The organism is Paenibacillus sp. FSL k6-2145 (assembly GCF_037976585.1).
Lineage (GTDB): Bacteria > Bacillota > Bacilli > Paenibacillales > Paenibacillaceae > Paenibacillus.
This window is the reverse complement of sequence record NZ_CP150267.1, coordinates 3,831,102-3,853,623: the sequence shown is the minus strand read 5'-3', so window position 1 is coordinate 3,853,623 and position 22,522 is coordinate 3,831,102. Positions and strand designations below refer to the sequence as shown.

Here is a 22,522-nt window from a genome sequence, read left to right as displayed (position 1 = left end):
AAGGAAGGATCTCTACATCCCAAATAGGGAATCAGATGACCTTCCAATCTTTCGGAACATTTATGATGTTGTAAAAGTAGAGATGAGCATAGCAAGTTCAATAGCAAACCTCTACTCCATGTAACTTCACCAAAGCATACACTACTGATCAATTTGTCCTGATGGATAACAGTAGACGATTGAACCAGCTGGTATTTTGTTTGGGGAGATCCCTTTTCCTAAACATATACTGATATTCTTCTTGCCAGCTATAGAATGGTTAATTTGAGTAGAAACAACTTCAAATACTTGCTCTTCCCCATCCGTTTTTAATCTGGTCACCGATCATCTCTTTGATTGTTGAAGGAAGTAGTTCATCCAACTCTTCATTGGCCCCCATAACGATGGTTCCGAATTCGGGTGTATCGAAGACTAAGCCAACGCCAAACAGCATTTTAGCTTCCATTCTGTGCCCACCTTATCTCTGATCTATGAATAGCTCGCCTTTGACATCTCTTACCCTGAGATCGGCATTACGAAGTCTAACCATGGCATTTATCAACAATGTTTAAGTTACCCATTTAGCTTGTAACGTTCTAAACATACAAATTCCATCCCACAATAAAAGCAGCTAAGATGAAAGCCGAGATGCCAGACATGATGTACATGACCTTTTGCTTTTTGCTGTAACTGTTCTTCCGCAGTTTGTAAATAAGGAAGCCAAGATACGTCACTGCCAGAACTACATAAAGTAAGTTAAACCCTAAATTGATGCGTAACGAAGAATAAGCGGGATAACTTGGAAGTCTCGTGTGTATGATTAAAAGGTTAAGAGGAAGTACCGCACCTGGACAACATTAATTGCAAGATGATATTTATTAAAATCTATCCGAGGATTTCCTCGTTTATTTAGTTTGTAAAATAGCATCCGGATAAAATATACGAGCAAAGCAGTCAAACTGAAAAGGATGGCTAGTATGACAGGAATAAAAGATATTACAATCAAGTTCACCTTCCATTTCGATACAGGCAAGTAATCCATGTAAGGAGTGAAGGAAATTTTCTCAACAACGCCATTATGCTCGACCACATTATAAAGACTACTTAACTCAGCTTTTGAAAATTTGGTTATATCAAGCTGCCTGAATAAATCGGTAAATCTAGCGGCTGGCCGCCGTGCGGATTGAAAATATCCTCCTCCCTCCGAAGTAATTATATTAGAATTGACGTTATCACCGAAAATTTCTTTAATAAGTCCATAATAATAAATTTCCTCAAAAGACTGGTTTGTCATGACGACCATCCCAAATTTAGATGCGGGATCAAAGACAACTTTACTTGAGAACCCTTTCAGATTCCCCTCGTGCATCAGTGTAGGCACCCAATATTCTATCTCAACGAATCCATGAGCAAATCGCGGAGTAGAAGTCCCGTCATAATATAGACTTGTCGACAACATTTCGTCTAACGTATCCCTGTTCTTAAATAATACATTACTATCATCTACTGGCATCAGCGCTGCAAGAAATTTGCCTAAATCTTCTGCTGTCCCGATGGCTGCCCCTGTCGGATAAAACGTAACGTATACTCTGTTCTCAGGGATCAGTTTCAACTCTTTTGTATACCCTTCAATCTCATTCCTTCTATGTACTACGTCTGGACGATCTTGCCCCGTTGGATGAATCGTAGTGTCGTTCATATGAAGCGGTTTAAATATATGTTGATTGACATACTCATAAAAAGGTTGGCCACTTATCTTTTCCACGATGTAACCGGCTAGACCAACGCCATAGTTCGAATAACCCACTATGCTATTCGGTTTATATATCTGTTTCGGCTCATTTTTACGCAGCGTTTCTCCTAAATCAACATTTTCATTCTCGGCGTAATAATACACTTCCGTCACTGTTTGATCTTCCCAACCCGCATTGTGATGCATCAGGTTCATTAGGGTAATTGGATCATCGTATTTCAGCTTTTTGAAAAATCCCTCTGGCAGATATTCTTGGATATCCGTATCCAAATCAAGCTTTCCTTGTTCGACAAGCTGCATCACACTCGTATAGACCAACAGTTTAGAGATGGAAGCCCATTCAAAAACCGTAGAGGTATCCGCATTTCGCTGATTCTCAATATCTGCGTAACCATATGCCTTATTCACAATGGCTTCACCGTCTTTGATAGCTACAACCGAAACGGCAGCGGTATACTTCTCATACGAGGCAACATAAGCATCAATCGTTTCCTCTAACTTGGATAAAGGAATCCTGGATGGTGTAGTCTCAACCTGTTTCTCTTCAGCGTGGGCAGGTACCGCTATTGCCATAATGATAATTATGAATGACAGAACACAAGCGATTACTTTGTTTACCGTGTGATGTCTACAATTCATCTGCATAGCTTCTCTCCTTTTATATTAAATGTTAATTACATCTCTTGTTTTCGAGTATGCGTTTTCAAAAGAGTCCACACGAATCTAAGTTATTTCTCCAATGCAATTACACTCCATTTAGGAGAGATGTCGGAGAATTTCGCCTTTCCAATTAACGATGTTTATTTCTTTATCTTTCAAGAGGCACCAATCAATAATTTCACCTATCCATTTTGGCGTGATGATCTCATCGCTCCATTGCGGTGTTACTACTCTTCTGTATCCTATATATTCTGTTGTCCAGCCTTCGAATTCTTCTCCGATGATGACTATATATGGGGGCTTGTTCTTAATACTGTGTTGTCCCACTTCATAAGTGACGATTAACTTCTTATCCTCAGAAACGATATGTAATTTGATTATCCCTTCATCGTCAATATCCGGTTCAACATACCAATAAAATAATCGATTGGATCGAACGATTTTACGTTTATATTTTTTTCTTACGCCCATAACTCACCTCACATATTTTGCTTAACACCGTATGAAGTATTTCAACAGTTTGCCAATCCACAACATTAACACTTTGTTATCCGATGTTGAAGGCCCTTAAGATTCATTAATTCTATTACTTTGTTATTCTTTCTTTATTGCCTAATATGACTTCATGAATTTCATCATATAATTGTAAATCTATAAATTCTTCATGAATCCATAGTCCTTCCTCAACATCTCCTCCCCCCATACCTCCACTAATCCCATCACCAGGAAAGAGTTTTTCGTAAAATAGTCCTTGGCCTTCTCCCTCATTACAGTCCCATGCAATGGTATCTAAATCTTTTAATAGAGTATGTAATGTCTCCTCACTGCAATTTACTAGTTTCATAGGGCAAGACAAGTAGATTTGTCCTCCATCATCACCTTCCATAATTACATATGCATCTGGAGTATCCTGAGCTTTCTTAAAACTGTCTATAAATTGATTGCTCGGTAGTCCATTTGCTTCATTAAGCATATGTCGAACAGGGCTATGGTGCTCTGGAATTACACCCATCTGATTGTTATCATCTTTTTTTCTTTCCATAAGAATACACCTCGTTGTTAGATATATTTTCTTAAAGTCATCTCAAATTAGTTATTTACTTCATTCATTCCTATGACTTGTTCAAATGCTATATTAAATTCTTTAACATTAATGTTTAACTTGATTATCCCTTCTTTATCAAGCCCTTTAGTATCTAATTTAAAAGTACCTGTCAGTTCTTCCGAGCTATTACCATCAATTTTCATATTTATGTCCAATTTAATATTCCTATCAATTAATCGCTCCTGAATATCCTTACTCAAGATCGGTTCAACTGTTTCTAACATTATTGATTTATTGGTTCTATTTCGAAGAGTGAAATTGTATGTTACAACTGTAATACCTGCATCTTCTTCGCTCTCTCCCAGTCCAAATGAACTTGAGTTTATTATCAACCCGTCCTCAACAATTTTATCTGTCTTCACACTGTATGAAATACATCCACTTAGGGCGAGTATTGTTAAAAGAAATAGTAAAATCATTAAACGCTTTTGATTCTTCAATTCGGAAACTCCTTTAATTTTTTTCTTCATTTTTAAGATCCCTATTTGCAAGTTCAAGTGCAATCGCTAATCTAATCCGTGAATATTTCCTAAGTCCTTTTAAATAGTTATTGTCTAGTTGTTTGCTTTCAATTATAGGTTCAACATTGGAGTCGTAACGATCGATTTCTACCTTTGCAATTGTATCGTTATTAATCAGCAACGAAAAAATGTCTTCCCCTTGTTCAGGTGTCCAAAATAAGATATAGGCAGTCTTCATTTTTGGGAAAAACCTCTTAATAACTGAAAGCAATCCTGATCTTATTTCATCATTAAATAATGACTCATGCGATCCTACTAATTCTCTTCTTATAACTTCTTCAGTTTTACTGCCCTTTAATTTTATTAATTTCATAATGCCTCGCAAGTTATCCTTATTTTAATTTTTTGACTTGTTAATTTCCTGTAACGTTCACTAAATACCAACGGGAATGATTCGACAGACTGAGATTTGTAAGGTTGTCCGTTAACCCCACTGATATAGATCTAAGATAAATACTTCATCACCTAACGAAAAATAAATCTGTTCCCAATCAAACTTATCTTTCCATTTAAATTACTATTAGTATTATGAAGTTCTATTGCTCGTTCTAATGGCGAATCAATTTTTATAAACTGATATTCGTGCCCATAGCATCCTCCGAAGTGAGTAATTAAACTACTTACCCCTTCTAAATATCCATTAATTTTATTGAATAGTTCATGATTCATACAGTCACATCCAATATCTTAGTAAATTGATTTTGTCTGTTCCACAATTAAATTCCTCATTTACTCCATAAACTCTTGATATCTTCTACTATAGTTTTTGAAATATGATTGGATGAATCCTGCGGATACAACCATACTGTTACGATAAGAGTTAAACATATCGTTAATCCTAGAATAACTCGCTCAACAATTCTAAATCTGGTGTATTTAAGCAAATAATAAACTAAACTGGATAAGATAAGAATAATCATACCATTCACCAAAAAGGTCATGGGCAAGCTTATAATCCTGCCTAACCCGGTGTTAGGATATTTTAATAAAAGTAAAATCTCTAATACTACAAATGGAACTGACAGTAGAACAATATAAAAAAAATGACTTTTGAATTTCCTCTTCACCACTGAACTCTCCTACTCCAACTCTTTTAATACAATTGCACATAACATTTAGTGTTTACGAGCCCGAGAACCCTAACTGACCAGTAATTATTATTCTTGCTTCCATTGATGTGATTCGTGTAGTTTACCAGTTTCATAAAAATACTTTAGTACTTCAAGCATGGGTATTAATTCTATACAAATGTTATCGCAATAATTTCCCAACTGACCACCAATAACTAGAGAAAATTCACTATTTCCCTGCTTATCGTTCATAAGCGTATATATATATGTTCATCAATTGTAATAGACACTACAAAATATTCCGGTCCGCCTCCAACTAATGCTGAACCTGTGTCTGATACCTCAAAAAAAACTAATGTAAATTTATCTCCATCGAGTTTTCTCAAAAAACGTAAACTGTCTGCCCATGTAGGGTTCATAACTATCTCTTCATTAAATGTGGTCCCATTCCGTTCATCAATGCTAATAGAATTTATCACTTTTTCTTTTTATCCTCCTTCTTTCATCACACATATCCATCTTCAGGTTCACCAACATCAAAACCCAACACTTTTGTCGCTTCCAACTTAAATGTCTCTATCCAAGACATCCATACATCGCTATTCATCTGTGCATAAAATGATAATCCACTAGGCTCAACGGATGCTTCAATGAAAACATCATCCTCTTCAGTTCCAAACCAATATGGAATTCCACTTTTATAACCAATCCACCCTGGCATACGCTCATATACTTTAGAAACTTTATCCCATACCTCATCAGGCAGGTCATACCTTATATTTAGGTTGCAATTATGAGAGTTTATGTTGTTCATTTACATTCTCTCCTTCTACCTTAGACGTACCAAAAAGATCCTATATATACTTCTCCCACTACTTGATCAAGGATGTGTCTCTTGTTCTTTATATACTATTTTCGTTTATCGTTTACCAAATATCTTCTTCCTTTAAGATTTCTTTGGTGGGCTGGTCTACAGCTAACCAAGTAGAAATATCCCCTTCTATTTTTCTCTTCCACGCTATCAAAAAATGTACTTGGCATATCTCGCGGGAATCCATCTGTATCATAGGTACTTCAACACCTTGATCAGAATGTAAGACAGAACTATACTTCTCAAAATCAGAGTTTAAAACAAGAAATTCAGGAATCATATCACCTTGGTTTCTTTTTCGCATTATCAGTGGTTTTTCTTGAGTTCCTATGTGTAGACGGTATTGTTCATTCTCATATTCTACAGCTTCAAGATTTTCTCCCGTGTCAGCTCCGTGATCTTCCCAGCTGTATCCCTCTTTCCACGAAGCAGAAAAGCTACACGTGCTTATCTGATGATATGCATTGGGTTTGATTCTAAATACGGCCCCCCAGCATTCGTCTACTTCCTGAGGTGAAGAAAGATTATGGTTCAGATTACAGAGCAATAACTCGCAATCAAACGAGTCGTAGTAATACTGGTATAGTGTGCCGCCATGTTTGAGCTGAGCACAGTGAGTAGGAAGATAACATTCGCTGGAGACAGCAAGAGAAAGTTCAATTGTTCCTAGAGGCGTATATATTGAAGGTTTTATATGATCAGTACCTTGAATTAAGGCTTCTTTTCCACGAAAAAGCTTCATAATGTCCCTCCTTACTCATCTACTTAAGAGTTACTTTCTATTCTTGATAATTAAAAAAATATTTATTATATAAATTTGGCTCCATTTCTTTTATTCTAATTCCATTCTCTCCTGCGTCCTCTATCCCTCTTATGTAGAAAAGACACTTTAAATTTTTATCAAAGACAATACAAGAAAAGTCCCAGTCTTGATACCTATATTGATCTAATAAATCTTTCTTGGATTTGATATATGGTATAAAACTCATCTTATTTGAGTTATCGATTATTTGTATCACATTATCTAACTTTAATACTTTATTTTTAGATAAGTAGGTATCGAGATCTTCTTCATGGTAAATGTCTAAAAATAAAATAGAATTATCTTCTATTAGTAATCCATCTAGAACCTCGGTGATATTACAATTTAGAATCTTAAAGTATGGAGGCATTTTGATAATTTGTAATGGTTTCATCAGTTCTCCCCAAAAAAGTTTTATCGAGAATTTCATAAAGTGTTCTTATATCTACTAACCCTCACTACCTTAAAGAGTGCAGCGACTTGTCGCAATTCAATAAGGTAGTTCAGGGTTACCTGCTACCTCCACTTCTTCGAAACCCTCGGTATACAAAGAAGTGGAGGCAACGTAGCGTAGATATGTTGTTATTTAGATGTCAATTGTCTTCCACAAAACACTTATAGATTGTATTTCGTTTTCATTCTTTCATATAACTTATATTCCGTATTTCGATTTACAATCTCTCCAATTAACTCTTTCCATTTATTTTCAATCCACTTAGGACTTTGTTCTTTCAGAATATCCTCGTTAAATTGACTATCGATATACTCCAAATCTTGTTTAAGCACTCCTATATCCTTAATTAGTTGATTTCTGGATTCTTTTTCTAGCGATATCTTATTCGATAAAATGTCGTCTGTGATTTCTACACTTATATACGTATACATATCTCTAAACACATTGTAGATTAAATTAGTTGATGATAATTGATCTTCCTTGAAGTCGGAATTCAGAAAGACGAATGATTCTTCACCAACTTTCAAAGATACCGCCACATTTCCTAAGGCATGTATGACTGTTTCCTTGGAAGAGCCGTCCTCTAAACTTTTTATCACATTATCTAAATTGTAGATGGATTCTTTTATACCAATTTCAGTTCCATGATTCATTTTTACGGTGTAATCAACTTCTTGATTGTCTTTGTACGCTTTGAATTGATAGTTGAAGCACATACTTATTATCAATCCAACCATTAGTATGATTATTGCAATATTTTTTCTCATTAAATCACCTCGTAATCTTTCCATACAATGATTAATTTTTTTGTATTTCTCACATACAACAAATTCCATCTACTAGTACCTGAACTAAGTATATGATAACCCATATTGTTACAATTGCGAAAGGAAATTGGCGAATAAGGGAGATTTATTAGTTTTCTCAACCCCTTATCTAATCGATCCAATAGGCTTTGAATACGCTGAATATAAGCAGAGTTGTACAGAGTGCGAATATGCAGTGAGCCCTACATTATAGTAATAATAAAACAAAAAGGTCCTTCTTCATCCCATAGGGAATCCGACGACCTTCCAGTGCTTTTGGAACATATCAACTTTTTAAAAGGTAGAACGTACCGTCTTTCGCTGCAAGCGGGGCTAGCGCCGGCAACCACCTGCTCAAGTCAACAAAGCCTGTGCAATCTGATCCACAATGCCATTGATGCCTGTTGGTCCATAACAACCGATCCATGTCGCGGCATCTACGGAGTGTATTTGCTGTCGCTCATCTGTATCAAGTATCCCCCAGACACGTTGCTCTGTTGCGGATATGCCCTCCTGCATGATCTCATTGCTAAGCAGGAAGTAGTGGCTCGCCTGCACAGCCGGTAGTCTCTCAACAGAGATATGATAGGCCGTGTCGGTGGTATCTGCTACAAATAACGGAACAGGCAGACCCAGGTCACGGTACAGTACAGCACCTGTGCGATGAGAGGCAGAGTGTACGCGAACCAGAGAATCCAGTGGACGAATCAATGCCACGCTCTTACCTGCCAGTACTGGAGCAAGTTCTTCAGAAAGCAATGTGGTTCGTCGGTGATAATCCGCAAGTATACGTTTTGCCTCTGCTCGTTTACCAGTTAATTCACCGAACAGGCTAAGAATGGTCTGCCAACTCTCATTGCGCTTAAACATAAGAACTGGAGCGATCCGGCTTAACCGTTCATAGTACTGATCATGCACCTCGGTGCAAATAATCAGATCCGGGGACAGTCGTTCGACAGCAAGCAGATCAGGGTACTCATATGTTCCTAGTAATTCGGTACCCTGCAGTCCTGCTCTGATATATTGCGGAAAATGGAACGTTCCACTTCCCAATCCCACACTTCCTGCTGGAGATAATCCAAGCGCAAGCAAATGATCTGCATATTGCACATCAAGTACGGCAATTCGCTGTGGAGAACGGGTGACAGGATATTCACCTCGCATATGGCATATCACTGGACCTTGGTCCGACTCGTACGAAGAAGCCATGCGATTCCGCAGCAAGGATTGAGCATAATTTGCATCTGTTTCCTTAGCAGCATCAAGTCGATAACGCAGCGGAGGGACGCCATAATATTTCTTAAATGCCCTACTGAAATAATACATATCGCGATAGCCCATCTTGTCAGCAATTTCTCCAATGGACGCATCCGTATGATGCAGCATCCGCGATGCATTTTCCATCCGTAGCTGGATGACGTACTCCATCGGTCCAAGCTGCTTCTCTTGTTTGAATCGTCGCTGTAACTGCCTTACGCTGCAACCGGCAAGGGCCGCCAACTCTTTAAGCTCCAGATTCTGGCGATAATGCGATGATATATATGACACGACTACATCCACCATGTCGGACTCTGCTCCGCCTTGACCACGTTCATACTCCATGATCAGTTCATAGATCATCCCCTGGAGCAAAGCATGGGCATGAAACCGTTCCAGTCCTTCGCCACGACGCCATTTGGCAACGATTTTTTCCGCATTCTGGATCCATTCTGCCTGAGTCACAGGGTTCTGAATAAACGAATTTTGCAGCGGATGTTTGCGATACGAGGGCATGGTATGTGAGGCTCCTTCCATGGAAGAAGCCTCGTACATGATTACGATATAATAAAGTTCGTCTGATCTGGCCGTCAGCGTAAAGGATGATCCCTTCACCACATGACAGGCAAAAGAAGCTCCAATGTGGCAACCCTCGCCATCCATTGCAAGCTCCCCCTCCCCTCCGTATGCCAGCAGTAGCACATTTGAAGTTAAATCCGTTTCGTGTAAAACGCTGCCTGTCTGCAAAGTACCGCTATACCCGTCAAGCATCTTGATCGTTGTATCACTCCATAGACTTGTCTGTTCTTGCAGCGGCATTTCTCTCATCTCCTGACAATAGCAAAGGTAAAATTCTTGCTGTTGTCATTTTAGTTGAGATTCTTTCTCATTGTCAATTTTCGGACATTTGAGACAATATTCCCCTGACATCTGGTAATAGAAACAGCAGGTAATTCGCTCGCTTTTGGCAACATGCACATTGTCCTTACAATCCGTGAAGCGGGTTAAAGGATTCTTCCTCTCACCAAATACCTCCCCGGATGCCACCTGCGTCAGATATGAAAAGTCCTCTTGAATGATCTTACTTTCCTGCTCAGTCTCGGCTTCATCAGGAGCGAATAGTCGGCCGATACGTACCATGATATTCTCCCAGAGAATACTCATCGAAAGAGGTGCAATCGCAGCAAGTGTCTTTAACAGAGGTGTCAGCTGTACCGCAAACATCTCCTCGAGCACCTTTTCCCGCCATACTCCCCTGTCTCCCGTTAGTCCTTCAGCCTGAAGTCCATTCACCGCTAGAAAAGGAAATCGTGTGCCGCCCTCATGATCTGAGAGCGCCGGATGATAGAGAAAGCTGTTCTCCAGCTGAAAGGTTACATGCTGATGATGAAACGTCATCGCGGTCACGAGCGGAGTCGTCCATAGATAGCCAAGCCGCTTGGCTAACATGGAGGCTGCGACTTTCATGTCAGGCGCATCGATATAGTTCTGAAACCAGCGGATATACTCTCGACACGCCTCTTCGTCATGCAACTCACTCAAAGCAATGGTACGGACACTATGTTCAGGCGGCTCACCAAGCAAAATCGAATGATCCTCTACCGTCTCTTTCCATAAGTCTGTCGAGAGATATGGGTTCATATTAGTTCGATCCGAGCAGGGCTTCCGATGCCTGATCTACAATCAGATTAATCGCAAGCGGTCCGTAATAAGCGATCCACAGAGTTGAGTTTACGTCATACGTGCGGTTATTCTTCACAGCATCGAGGGACTTCCACACGGGATTAGTCAACATAGCCTCTGCCTCTGCTGCGAACAGCTCATCCGACAGCACAAAATAACGATCTGCCTTAATATCAGGGACTTTCTCCATGGAAATTTCAACAGAAGTATCATCCTTAATCTCTTTAACGAGTTCAGGCATGTTTAAGCCCAAATCATTATACAAAATGCCCCCTGTGCGGTGCTCGATGCCATGGACACGGATACCTTCTTTACGCGGACGAATCAGAGCGACTGTCTCATCTCCCATTTTCTCTGTCAGCTGTGCCTTCAGACCAGCAACTTTCTCCTCATAGGCTGTGCGCACTTTCTCTGCCTCGTCCTGCTTGTCTGTAATCTTAGCCACTGTAGCTAACGTATCACGCCAGTCTTCGTAGAAATCGAGCACCAGGGTAGGTGCAATTTTGCTCACACTCTCATACTGTTTCTCCTGGAAGTCGGTCATGATGATCAGATCCGGGTCCAACGCTACAATCGCTTCCAGATTAGGCTCGTCCCGTGTACCCAGAACCTGTACGTCACTCGGTTGATCGCCTAAGTATTCTGGAAAATCCGTATTACCTCCAGCGATAACACTACCTGCCGGCTTCTCGCCAACGGCTAACATTTGATCCAGAAACTTAACATCAAGCACTGCAATTTTCTTTGGTTTTTCGTTTAGAGTGATGTCACCCTTCATACCCTTGATCGTTACGGGAAAAGCTCCGTCCGTCTGCGTTTCCGCATTCGCAGGTGTCTCCGCTGGCGTTGCCGCAGATTGCTTACCACTATCTGTACCTGTTGCGGCACCGCAAGCCGTCAGGACTAGAATAAGGGCCATCATCAAGCCCATAAATAATCGTGATTTGTGAGCAGTATAGGCCTTCTTACCAGCCGCTTGCCCCTTTGTTCCTTGTTTCATTTGTGAATCCCCCTTATGTATAATACTGATAATGATTTTCATTATCGAAACATAAAGAGAGTATATACGATCTCCGTATCGTGTTACCATGTACTTTTGCGACATTTGAGCCGGACTAATGCGACATCGCGAGCGCTTATCCGCCCTTTAATTTCTCAGCGATATACCCTTGCAGTCGGTAGATGTCCGAAAGAAGCTCTTCTTCCTCCGGCGTATTCCCATACTCCCCTAACCAGCGCGGTGTGCGGATATGCCACTCATCTGTCAGGTATTGCTGTTCATCCCGATACTCCAAAATATGTCCCAGGAAATATTCCAGTGATCCAAAAGATTGTTTACGACTATCGTTGATGATGGATTGTGTTTGTTCAATGATTACCTGTAACATGTGTTGAATATGATCTTCTGGATTCATAGCGTTCTCCCCCTTGTCCAGCAAAGTTCTAAAAACAAAAAGAGGAAGGCCCTTCTCTATTCCATAGAGAATCAGACAACCTTCCAATCTTCTTTTCAAAACATGAATCATGTATTAACTCATCTGATGTAGAACTCATCATTTCGAAGCTACTCTGGATATTCCCTTGATGCCTCGATCAATTTATTTTCTTCATCAAAAACGTTCAGCACTCTCTCAATGTCATCCACTTCATAGCTTCTAACAACAATCAGTTGCTGCATATGAAGACCTGGTGGGTCAATGTCCGGTCGAGACAAATTATTTAGCAAACGTTCTGGTGTATATAAGATGCTCCATCGTCTGGAACCATCTGTAAAGACCATCGTGATCTCTATCCAATTCCATTCTTCCGAGTTATCCGATCTCACCTCATCATCAAAGCGCCAGCTTACCAGCCTTGGTCTTAAATTCATTTCTTTTACGATGTTTTTACCTCTCTTCTGCTTAACTTCTTAAATGCCGAGTATTCCTGATCGGACTTCATATAACTTAATATCTTTTCCGCACATGCAGCTGAGCTAAGCTCTTCCGTATTTACTTCCAGATCATATTCATCATAGGAGTAGATGTAGTCGAACTGGGAATGGGCAAGTCCAATCGCGCGATCTCCCCTGCTCTGCTCTCTTCTGGTGAGTTCTTCTTTCGAGCAATGCACACCTACAAACAATATCGGATAATCCGATAGTAAATTATAAAAATCGTTAAACCACTTGTCATTGCTGATAACCGTATCCACGATGACATTCAAACCCATTTCCGAAAACAGTTTAATGGTTGCACAGTACAACGAATTGATGGGGTCAAACAGGATATCTGTCATCACATGGTGTTCCACTTCTCTTGTTGGTTTCATATCTGGATATGTATTGTCGATAAACTGATCATAATTATGCAGAAATTGATCTACAGATAGATGATGAAACGGAATGTCTCCCTGATTTTTCATTTCCATCGCAATGCTCGTCTTCCCCGAACTTGACGTTCCGTTCAAAAATATGATGAGTCCTCGTTCCATATCTATCACCCTTCTCTATAAAATTGGCATTAACTACGACTTGTAGTTCTCAATGATCGCTTGTTACATGTGTTGTACATGATCTTCTATACTCATGAGCGACTGCCGATGAATAGCTTATTTTGAGTCCAATGAAGGTTATAGCCATAACGATATAACTCAAAGTAAGGAAACAGACAGTCCTTCGCTTCTTGCAAACCTCGGTAGCGGGGCCACTGTAAGTAATAGGCTACCCAATAATCGCAAGCGATGGAATAATAAGCTTCGCTCAATATTTCGACAGCTTCGTTGTAATCTTTGCGTGAGCTGAGAAGCTCTCCAAGTGCTTCGTAAACGGACTCGTTATCTTCTTCATCCATGCCTTGAATCGCTCTTTGCTCTAACTTGTTAATCTCCCCTGCTGCCAGCACAACGACCTCCGTCAGACATGCCAAATCTTGTAATGCTTCCTTAGCGGCGTCCGCTACTTCGTCATCCTCTGTAACCATGGAGAATAGACTCTTCAATCCTCCGATTAACTTCTCCCCCAGATCACGCAACGTCGCCTCAGAAGCCTCCTCATTTCCACCGTTGAAATAACCTGGCACGTATTCACCTGTGAAGTCCTCCGGATTCAGTATCTCATAGATCGGACGTATTCTGTCCAGATAACGCTGACCGTCTGGAATCGGCTCAAACACATGTTCAACCCCTGTCCCCGATGGCATAAACCACTGAAAAAATCCGTACAGATGGTCTGCCTCAACCTGCTCATCGTCCGCTGGCTTGATTTCTTCTCCGCCCATCTCTAATAAATAGCGACCATATGCTTGTGGGTCCATGATATATCTCCTCAACTTTCTCAGTCTAATTAAACTACCATTCTCTCCATTCTTCCGTAATATCTTCATGCCCTTCAATCTGTAATCCAGCTTGCCTAGCAGCCTTGTCGATAAAATCAGCCAATTCTTCACGTTCCATCGTTTCAATGAAATAATCATTGGCCTCATTCATTTCATTAAAAGCAACCACCACTTCTTCTACAGCCTTTATTATCTGCTCGGAATCTTTCTTTTCTTGTAATGCAATTAATTGGTTTATAAAGTGATCCAAAGCTTTATCAGACATGAGTAATCTCTCTTCTGTAAAAAGCTCATCTCCGCCTTCAATCATTCTTTCGTTCCATAATTGGGTTGGTTTCTCATGAACTAAGTTATGTAATGTCATTGGAATCTTCCCTTCCATATTTCCATAATCAAAGATATCTATATTCTAGCTGTATCCACGAATGCGTACAAGTGTTCTTATATATCATTTCCAGAGCCTTGTCACATTCTCCAACTCCATCTCGTTGAATTCTAATTGATAGATGTCCGGTTTCTTGGTTTGGTTCATAAAATCCAATCCGTAACTCGAATCAAAGTAATTCATCATCAATGTCATAACATGTCCATGGGTGCCAATAGCTACTTTTTCACCCTTATATTCTTCTAAAATATGTTTTAACACGTCCACTGCTCTATTCTGGCAAACCATGTTCGACTCGCCTCCTGGCAATGCATAATCAGGGTCATCAAACATTCTCTTCGAAGCAGGCTCGAACTCTTCATCTGTAATCATATCATCTGAAAAATGTCTTTCTCGCAGATCCTCCATGATCTGAATATTGATGTCCAACACTGTTGCCAACCCCTCCAAGGTTAGGACAGCTCGGGCATATGGACTTGAGATAATAGTATGTATTCCTTCGTCTTTTAACATTTCTGTTATTTTAGCTGCGTTCACCTTGCCCTCCAAGGTAAGTCCTCTGGTCCTTTCCGTTCCTTCCGTGTACGGTGACTCCGCATGCCTAACCATATACACAATGGTTTTCATAAGATTCTCCTTCAATTCTTCTGACTTATACAATTAAATTTACAATAATTTTCAGATATGTGTATAGTAGAAATGCAGCAAATTTCTTGCAAGGAACTCAAATTCAATGAGAGGATGAGATCATGTCTTTTTTCAAAAATAAAATTGTACTAACCTCTGTATTGATATTCCTAGCTGTCTCCATTGGTACATCAGCATATATGAATGGTCAATCGAAACAAGGGGAGCCCATTCATAAAGTCGTCAACCTTTCGGGCAATTCCTTAACTTTTCATGAAATAGATGAGCTCGATGCGTTTGCTGAACTGATCGTCATTGGCTATGCCATAGAAGACTTTAGAGATCGAGAACATGTCATTACTGCATTTGATGATGGGACTATGCAATCCTTTCACACCAATACAAACATCAAGATTGAAAAGATATTAAAGAAACCTGAAGGTTTCCCTTCAGATCAGAACGAATTAACGATCATCGAGCCCGTTAGCCTGGATGGAGACGTTAAATATACAGCTGATGACTATGTAGAACTTCAGAAGGGTGATAAAAGTGTGCTTTTCTTAATGAAAAACACCTTTGGTGATTATGGATTAATCAATGATAACTTAGGCAAATTCAGCCTTGAAGGGATAAGTCAATATAGTGTACCTCAATCCTCCACTTCTCAAGCGTTATCCAATTACGCGACATTTCGCGACTCTGTCATGAAGAAGTACCATTTGAATTGAGGCTTACGTCAAATGATGAAGTTATCGATTTTTGTCTAAAATCATTGGGTATCACTTTAATCTCCACGTTTAAATGTATAGATTCAGGCAGATTCATTTCAGTTATATTCTCATAACCAATGAAGTAATAATGCTTCTCGTCTAGTTCTATCAAACCGCCACCTGTTGAGCCAGAAGTTGAAATCAAATGTCCGTCATGATAAAGCTCACAAGCAATATTATATTCCGTTAAACTAAACCCTTTCACTTCATATCCAACCTTGATTTGATTTCCCGTGTAATCAGCATTTCGTAAACTAATCGCACCACCATCGACCATTTGGGTCTGAATTGCAATATTTGCCTCGGGCATCTCTGGTTTCTTTAATAAATATCCTACTTTTAGGTACCATATAGCTCCTAATACAACTACAGCAAGTACAATCATAGCAATGATAAACTTCTTTTCTTTTTTATTCATAGCCCTTACTCCTTACATCTGAACACTCTTGAAGTTCTTTCCAAACCTGTGTTTCAAATAATACATTATCCCTGCGCGATCAACATCAGAAAATTGTATTGGATCATCCAACCCACTATCCTAAAAATACCTTGTTAATTCTGTCTCTATCATAATCTAAAATCCAATCGTTATATTCTCTATAGGTATCCACTAGCTTTCCCCTTGATGCTGAAATAACATCGCAACCTCTATCATCATAGATATGAAATATCGTTTTCTTACTTATATTAATGAAATACACCCTATGATATATCTTTGGCTTAATTCCAACTTCATGATTACATATAGCTTTGATTAACTGATTATATTTCAAGTCCTCAACTCTACATTTAGTCCAGTACCTATACATGTTGTTCCTTGGGTCTGAGATGTCACCTGTTTCACAATCCAGACCTGGAAATATCTCAAGGCTCAAGGCTCTAATTGGCCCTTTCTTCTTGATATATTTTCTGTACAGGTTCAATTTTTTCACTTTGTGTTTAGGCTTATCTGCAAAATAAGCTTGAGTTATTAATAGGACTTCATCTTCTTGATCATGAAGAGCCTTAAATAGTTCAAGTGATCGATGATAAACTTGTTCCATGTAATGCTCCGTATTCATTCCAAACATCAGCGGATTGCCAAGTTTGAATCGTATTGCAACATCCCAATTATAAAAAAGAGGTGGCTCTAAGGTCAGGTTTGGAAAATGCTCTGCCAGATACGTCTTCAGATCCATTCTGTGGCCTCCGTGTCTTCTAGGGTTTTTACAGTACCTTAATATGAGAGCTTGAATGTTGTAAAAAAAAGCGCCCCGACCTCATAGTCGTGGCGCTTCCTCTTGCTGTATGGCAATAATTAGCCCATGCAGCTTATCTCAGGCCGCGGCATCTACATGGCAGCGGCTTCTTCTCCCAGCGGCAGCGTGTAATACTGCGCCTGCTGCCCTTCATGCTGCTGGTACACAACGACCAGCAGCGTCCGGCCTTTCGCGGCAAGCGGGCTGGCGCCAGCTAGCACTCGCTCAAGCCGGAACGGAAGCACATCCAATACGGTGTGCTTCTGCAGTTCCTTTTCGCCGAGACCAAGGTCGGCGAAAGCACGGGCACCCATGACCGTCTGTGCGGTCATGGCCGAGGTCATCGGCAACGCACGCGAAGCGTTGCCGTCCACCATGTCCGCCGCTCCATCCGCGGCGGACCCTGTTGCGTCGCCCGAAGTGAGCGACGCTGCACCCCCGGCATCGCTGCCGATCACACCCGTCGCATCTGCGGCAGAGTCTTCTCCGGCAGCAGCCGAACTTGCCCCAGCGGCACTCGGACCCGTGCCGCTGCTTTCCAGCCATGCCGTGCCTGAGGCGCCGGCAACACGTGGCAGGCGAACGTCTTCTGGACGTTCAGCCAACGTTTTCATATAACCCGCCCACTGGTCTTTCTGGAGCGGATCTTCCCACCAGATTTTGCGCGGTTTGTATTTGTGGCCGAGGAAATAGTCCAGTTTCATCAAACCTAGCACGATATCCATATGCGGCGTATTCCGCGACTCCAGGAAGCTGTGCAGACGAGTGAACAGATCCTCCAGTTGGTGACCAATCTTCTGCCAACCCTGACCTTCCCAGTAATCCCCAAACGCCTGGAAGAAATCAAACGGCGAATTGAACTCCTGCTCCATCAGATACTTCAGCGTATGGTCCATCCGGTGTGCATTCCAGTATTTCTCCAGTACATCTTCCAGCCGCTTCAGGCGCACGATGTCGCTGAACGGCAACACGTCACTGCCCAGAATCTCATACGGCGCGTGATCCATGTACGTATAGTTATACTTCTCCGCATCCAGACGCAGACCCGTACCACGCAGCATTTTAAGGAATCCGAGTTGAAGTTCTTCCGGCCCCAGTGCAAACACATCGTTAAACGTCTTGCGGAACGTATTGTAATCTTCCTCCGGCAGTCCGGCGATGAGATCCAGATGCTGATCGATTTTGCCACTAGCTTTGACCTTGTTGACCGTACGGCTCAGCTTGGTAAAGTTCTGACGGCGTTTCACCAGTTCATTTGTCGGATCATTCGTGGACTGGACCCCGATCTCGAACCGGAATGTGCCCGGCGGCGCATTCTCTGCCAGATAATCGAGCACCTCGGGACGCATAATATCCGCCGTAATTTCAAACTGGAACACCGTCCCCTGATGATTCTCGATCAGGAATTTGAACATTTCGAGCGCATAATCCCGCTTGATGTTGAACGTCCGGTCCACAAACTTGATCAGCTTTGCACCCTTCTCGATCAGGTACAGAATGTCCGACTTTGTCCGCTCAATATCGTAATACCGCACGCCGACTTCAATACTGGACAGACAGAACTGACAACTGAACGGACAGCCACGACTGGTCTCAAAATAAACAACGCGCTTCCCAAGCTCCGGAATATCCTCTTCAAATCGATGCGGTGAAGGCAGATCGTTCAGATCCGCTTTTGGCCGTCCTGGCATGAGAATGACTTCTTCCCCTTTGCGATACGCCAGTCCATAGACAAAGTGGAACTTCTTACTTCCTTCCAGCTCCGTCAACAGCTGATGCAGCGTCTCTTCCCCTTCACCCATCACGATGAAATCCACATTGGGAATCCGGTTCATCCAATATTCCGTGTCGTAAGACACTTCCGGCCCGCCCAGCAGAATTTTCACGTTCGGCATAACCTTTTTCAGATTATCAATGACCTTGATCGTCTCTTCGATGTTCCAGATGTAACACGAGAAACCAATCACATCCGCGCCGCGCTGATACAGATCAGACACAATATTCATCACTGGGTCCTTGATCGTATACTCCGCCAGGTCAATATCAAAATCCTTCTCACTGTACGCCTTCAGACATCGCAAGGCCAAGGAGGTATGGATGTACTTTGCATTTAATGTAGAAAGAATAACCTTCATGGTTCACAACCTTTGCCTGGACACCCAGACCATATTTTTTTGGTAAAAAGAAAGCTGCACAGCCATCCTTCCCCGGATGCTGTTCATCTAACCCTTTTGAACTAGCCATTCCATGTCTCATGGACATATCCAACTTTTGTCTTTCAAAGAGTGGACACTCTTTTCAAAAAGACATAGACACCTCGCCAAACCCAGACCACAACATACAGTATAAAACACGCACCTCTAACCTACATGTTGTATACGATGCGGTCAGCCATTTCTAACGCAAATGTCCACCCTTTGAAAGACATTTCGCCACCATTTGTCCACTCTACAGAGACAAAACAATCAACTTCAAACTCAACTTCAACCTGTAAAAGACCTCAATCGTGTTCCATCCACAATTCGTTATCCCCATATTACTGCCTTGAGCCTTTAATCTCGAACCTCTACTGGACACTTCACCCATATCATGGAGAAGCCATCGAATTCTTCTTGAGCGTGTCTTCAAACTCAGGCAAGAGATACGTTGAAAGGATTCCCAAGGTCCAACCCCTATCCCAGCAACTGTAGCTTAAACTCGGCCAAAGGATCGATCATTCCTTGCACCGGAGAAGATGGAACTGTCCAACGGATTGTGGAACAAACGGATTGCACGGAGCAGGAAGATGCTGTGAATGAGAACACAGGCTTGCTAATCCTTGCGAATTGTCCAGACGATTTTCTAAGGAACCGAGGACGACTTATTTGGCCATCCGGTCCTCCTTTTATTTTGTAAGGAACATCAGACACGTTATTGACCAAAATCACCTGACAAACCTGCTGTAAACGGCTGTTTATCCTAATATAGCGAGTTTCAGATTCCTTAGATTGCTGTGGGCGCTTCAAATCCCTGAATAAGACGTCACAGGTTCGTTAGCACTTCCGCTCCATGTTCCGCCCCTGACACTCAATTGTGCTTCGGCTTTCGGCAGATTTCAAGATACCCTCTAGATACATATCTATCATCTTTTCATACATTGAGCTTTAAGCACATGAACTTCAAAGATTGGAAAGTGAAATTTAACAATTTATACTCATTTCATACTCACTCATACTCGTAAAACGCATCGTCATCCGTATCCACTTCTTCACCCGATTGCTTTTGGAAAAACTCCAGGAACGGCAGTCCGTACTTGCGGTACTTGACCTCGCCGACCCCTTTGATATCCAGCATGTCACGTTCTGTCTGTGGACATACCACACTCATCTCACGAAGGGTCGCGTCATTGAAGATAATGTACGATGGTACATGCTCTTTCGCCGCCAGATCACGACGGATCAGACGAAGTTGTTCAAATACCGTCTCATTAACTGCAGATGGCATCGCATCGCGTCCGCGACGTCCGCCATAATTTGTACCCGAAGCCGTTGCCGCTGTTTTGCGGACGACACGCTGCATCACTTCACGCTGGCCTTTGAGGACTTCCACCGCTAGTGGCTGCAAACGAACAACCGGATACTGCCCCTCGGACAACATCAGATATCCTTCGGATACCATCACGTTGATGATCTCCGATATCTCACGCTCTGTCCGATTGCCCATCACGCCGTAGGTTGGCAGAGAGTTGAAGCCGTAATCAAGCACCTTTTTGGCACGGGAGCCTTTGAGCACCGAAGCGACCAGCGATACACCATACCGTTCACGCATGCGGTGAATGCAGCTGAATATTTTCTGCGCATCAATCGTCATGTCTACCAGCTCGCGGTCGTCCGTACAGGAACTGCAAATACCGCAAGGTGTATCGTCATGAACCTCACCGAAATAATCCAGCTGCGCACTGCGCAGACAACGCGTTGTGTAACAGTAATCCACCATCTGTTGCAGCTTCCGGTAATCGTTCTGTTTGCGGTCGCCCTCCATTGGATTCTGCTCAATCAGGAACTTCTGGGTGATAATGTCCTGTGCACCGAATAACAGAATACACTGGCTTGGCTCTCCATCTCGGCCTGCACGTCCGGCTTCCTGCACGTATGCCTCCATGTTCTTCGGCATGCTGTTATGAATAACGTAACGCACGTTCGATTTATCAATCCCCATGCCGAACGCATTAGTCGCCACCATAACCCGTATATCATCGTACAAAAAAGCTTCCTGGCTCTGGGACCGTTCATCGTCCGTCATGCCGGCATGGTAACGTCCAGCGGGCAAACCTGCCTGCAACAAACGCTGATGTAGATCGTCCACGTCCTTACGGGTCGCGGCATACACAATCCCTGGCTCGCTGGCATGCTCGCGCGCATAATTCAGGACAAAGTCCTTCTTGCTCTCGCCGCGCAGCACGCTAAACGCCAGATTATCCCGCCCCAGTCCGGTCACATACGTCTGCGGATCCTGCAAACGCAGCAGCCGCAGAATATCGCCCATGACCTCGGGCGTCGCTGTCGCCGTAAAGGCCGCAACCACCGGCCGCTCCGGCAAACTGTCCACAAACGGCGCTACCGCCAGGTAGCTTGTCCGAAAATCATGCCCCCACTGTGACACACAGTGGGCCTCATCCACAGCAACGCAAGAGATCGGCAAATAGCCCATCTCCTCGCGGAACCAATCCAGCTCCAGTCGCTCAGGCGCGACATAGAGCAACTTCAGCTCACCGCGCTGCGCCGCGCGGATGCGATCATTCACTTCTTTGCCGCTAAGTGTACTATTAATATACGCGGCAGCAATTCCGGCGGTCGTCAACGCATCGACCTGGTCCTTCATCAATGAGATCAACGGGGAGACAACAAGTGTCAGACCCGAATATAACAGGGCGGGGATCTGATAACAGATCGACTTACCGCCCCCGGTTGGCATAATACCCAACGTATCTTCACGTTCGAGTAGGCTGGCTACGATCTTTTTCTGTCCCTCACGGAAGTCGGGGTAGCCATAATATTTTTGCAGGAGACCCTGCGCTTCTTCTAATGTAGGTGTTTGCACACTCATGTAAAGACTCCTTACTTATCACCGGTGTTTTTCCACCAGCTTGGTCCGATCCGATTCTGACATCCGAAAGCGGCTCATATACCGCATCCTTGACAACAAAATGGCGTTCTCATGACTTGTCCGTCAAGCAAACGCCGCTCCC

At 42.3% G+C, this 22,522-nt stretch carries 25 protein-coding genes; 1 reads left to right on the top strand and 24 read right to left on the bottom strand.

Annotated features, from left to right (window positions below; all coding sequences use genetic code 11):
• Positions 1 to 280: 280 nt before the first annotated feature.
• The 20 genes from NZ043_RS17010 to NZ043_RS16915 all read right to left on the bottom strand — a co-directional run bounded on the left by NZ043_RS17010 (position 281) and on the right by NZ043_RS16915 (position 15,287).
• Positions 281 to 445: a hypothetical protein gene (locus tag NZ043_RS17010; protein ID WP_165980127.1), complete on the bottom strand. Its 165-nt coding sequence runs from the start codon at positions 443 to 445 to the stop codon at positions 281 to 283.
• A gap of 354 nt (positions 446 to 799) precedes the next feature.
• On the bottom strand, positions 800 to 2,377 hold the full coding sequence (locus tag NZ043_RS17005) for a serine hydrolase domain-containing protein (RefSeq protein WP_133383989.1): 1,578 nt from the start codon (positions 2,375 to 2,377) through the stop codon (positions 800 to 802).
• A gap of 111 nt (positions 2,378 to 2,488) precedes the next feature.
• Entirely contained in the window at positions 2,489 to 2,863 is a 375-nt protein-coding gene (locus NZ043_RS17000; RefSeq protein ID WP_091033318.1) for a hypothetical protein, read from the bottom strand.
• A gap of 115 nt (positions 2,864 to 2,978) precedes the next feature.
• Entirely contained in the window at positions 2,979 to 3,434 is a 456-nt protein-coding gene (locus tag NZ043_RS16995) for a hypothetical protein (RefSeq protein ID WP_076209375.1), read from the bottom strand.
• A 47-nt stretch (positions 3,435 to 3,481) separates the two neighbouring features.
• Positions 3,482 to 3,967: a hypothetical protein gene (locus NZ043_RS16990; protein ID WP_091033320.1), complete on the bottom strand. Its 486-nt coding sequence runs from the start codon at positions 3,965 to 3,967 to the stop codon at positions 3,482 to 3,484.
• Positions 3,951 to 4,331 (bottom strand): hypothetical protein, encoded by a 381-nt coding sequence (locus NZ043_RS16985; protein ID WP_176872735.1) that lies wholly within the window; start codon positions 4,329 to 4,331, stop codon positions 3,951 to 3,953. Before NZ043_RS16985 ends, NZ043_RS16990 begins: the two co-directional genes overlap by 17 nt.
• A 1,005-nt stretch (positions 4,332 to 5,336) precedes the next feature.
• Entirely contained in the window at positions 5,337 to 5,567 is a 231-nt protein-coding gene (locus NZ043_RS16980) for a hypothetical protein (protein WP_339308949.1), read from the bottom strand.
• Positions 5,568 to 5,593: 26 nt separating this feature from the next.
• Positions 5,594 to 5,902, bottom strand: a complete 309-nt coding sequence (locus tag NZ043_RS16975) for a hypothetical protein (RefSeq protein WP_091033326.1) — start codon at positions 5,900 to 5,902, stop codon at positions 5,594 to 5,596.
• A gap of 112 nt (positions 5,903 to 6,014) precedes the next feature.
• Complete coding sequence (locus NZ043_RS16970; RefSeq protein WP_091033329.1) at positions 6,015 to 6,701, bottom strand: hypothetical protein; 687 nt, start codon at positions 6,699 to 6,701, stop codon at positions 6,015 to 6,017.
• Positions 6,702 to 6,738: 37 nt separating this feature from the next.
• Positions 6,739 to 7,155, bottom strand: coding sequence for a hypothetical protein (locus NZ043_RS16965; protein WP_091033331.1), 417 nt, complete (start codon positions 7,153 to 7,155; stop codon positions 6,739 to 6,741).
• 221 nt (positions 7,156 to 7,376) lie between these two features.
• Positions 7,377 to 7,982, bottom strand: coding sequence for an oxidoreductase (locus NZ043_RS16960; RefSeq protein WP_091033334.1), 606 nt, complete (start codon positions 7,980 to 7,982; stop codon positions 7,377 to 7,379).
• A gap of 393 nt (positions 7,983 to 8,375) precedes the next feature.
• A complete protein-coding gene (locus tag NZ043_RS16955; protein ID WP_091033336.1) occupies positions 8,376 to 10,097 on the bottom strand; it encodes a helix-turn-helix domain-containing protein in 1,722 nt (573 codons plus the stop codon).
• 45 nt (positions 10,098 to 10,142) lie between these two features.
• Entirely contained in the window at positions 10,143 to 10,919 is a 777-nt protein-coding gene (locus NZ043_RS16950) for an IucA/IucC family C-terminal-domain containing protein (protein WP_339308948.1), read from the bottom strand.
• Position 10,920: 1 nt separating this feature from the next.
• Positions 10,921 to 11,961 carry an iron-siderophore ABC transporter substrate-binding protein gene (locus NZ043_RS16945; protein ID WP_339308947.1) on the bottom strand — a complete coding sequence of 347 codons (1,041 nt, stop codon included), beginning with the start codon at positions 11,959 to 11,961 and terminating at the stop codon, positions 10,921 to 10,923.
• Between the two features lie 136 nt (positions 11,962 to 12,097).
• Complete coding sequence (locus tag NZ043_RS16940; protein WP_339308946.1) at positions 12,098 to 12,376, bottom strand: hypothetical protein; 279 nt, start codon at positions 12,374 to 12,376, stop codon at positions 12,098 to 12,100.
• A 149-nt stretch (positions 12,377 to 12,525) separates the two neighbouring features.
• Positions 12,526 to 12,831 carry a hypothetical protein gene (locus NZ043_RS16935; RefSeq protein WP_249911431.1) on the bottom strand — a complete coding sequence of 102 codons (306 nt, stop codon included), beginning with the start codon at positions 12,829 to 12,831 and terminating at the stop codon, positions 12,526 to 12,528.
• A 5-nt stretch (positions 12,832 to 12,836) separates the two neighbouring features.
• Positions 12,837 to 13,433 carry an AAA family ATPase gene (locus tag NZ043_RS16930; RefSeq protein WP_339308945.1) on the bottom strand — a complete coding sequence of 199 codons (597 nt, stop codon included), beginning with the start codon at positions 13,431 to 13,433 and terminating at the stop codon, positions 12,837 to 12,839.
• A gap of 92 nt (positions 13,434 to 13,525) precedes the next feature.
• Positions 13,526 to 14,254: a hypothetical protein gene (locus NZ043_RS16925; protein WP_338592451.1), complete on the bottom strand. Its 729-nt coding sequence runs from the start codon at positions 14,252 to 14,254 to the stop codon at positions 13,526 to 13,528.
• Positions 14,255 to 14,288: 34 nt separating this feature from the next.
• Positions 14,289 to 14,639, bottom strand: coding sequence for a hypothetical protein (locus tag NZ043_RS16920; protein ID WP_338592449.1), 351 nt, complete (start codon positions 14,637 to 14,639; stop codon positions 14,289 to 14,291).
• A gap of 84 nt (positions 14,640 to 14,723) precedes the next feature.
• Positions 14,724 to 15,287 carry a histidine phosphatase family protein gene (locus NZ043_RS16915; RefSeq protein WP_062833232.1) on the bottom strand — a complete coding sequence of 188 codons (564 nt, stop codon included), beginning with the start codon at positions 15,285 to 15,287 and terminating at the stop codon, positions 14,724 to 14,726.
• A 122-nt stretch (positions 15,288 to 15,409) separates the two neighbouring features.
• Here NZ043_RS16915 and NZ043_RS16910 point away from each other — a divergent pair, with 122 nt between their 5' ends.
• On the top strand, positions 15,410 to 16,015 hold the full coding sequence (locus NZ043_RS16910) for a hypothetical protein (RefSeq protein ID WP_339308944.1): 606 nt from the start codon (positions 15,410 to 15,412) through the stop codon (positions 16,013 to 16,015).
• On the opposite strand, the gene NZ043_RS16905 is transcribed toward NZ043_RS16910, so the two are convergent.
• From NZ043_RS16905 to recQ, 4 genes are all read right to left on the bottom strand, one after another.
• On the bottom strand, positions 15,990 to 16,475 hold the full coding sequence (locus NZ043_RS16905) for a hypothetical protein (protein ID WP_339308943.1): 486 nt from the start codon (positions 16,473 to 16,475) through the stop codon (positions 15,990 to 15,992). The two genes, NZ043_RS16910 and NZ043_RS16905, sit on opposite strands and share 26 nt — an antisense overlap.
• Positions 16,476 to 16,590: 115 nt before the next feature.
• Complete coding sequence (locus NZ043_RS16900; RefSeq protein WP_339308942.1) at positions 16,591 to 17,235, bottom strand: DUF3885 domain-containing protein; 645 nt, start codon at positions 17,233 to 17,235, stop codon at positions 16,591 to 16,593.
• A gap of 152 nt (positions 17,236 to 17,387) precedes the next feature.
• Positions 17,388 to 19,430, bottom strand: a complete 2,043-nt coding sequence (locus NZ043_RS16895) for a B12-binding domain-containing radical SAM protein (RefSeq protein WP_339308941.1) — start codon at positions 19,428 to 19,430, stop codon at positions 17,388 to 17,390.
• Between the two features lie 1,069 nt (positions 19,431 to 20,499).
• Positions 20,500 to 22,380: a DNA helicase RecQ gene (recQ, locus tag NZ043_RS16890; RefSeq protein WP_307538748.1), complete on the bottom strand. Its 1,881-nt coding sequence runs from the start codon at positions 22,378 to 22,380 to the stop codon at positions 20,500 to 20,502.
• Positions 22,381 to 22,522: the final 142 nt, after the last annotated feature.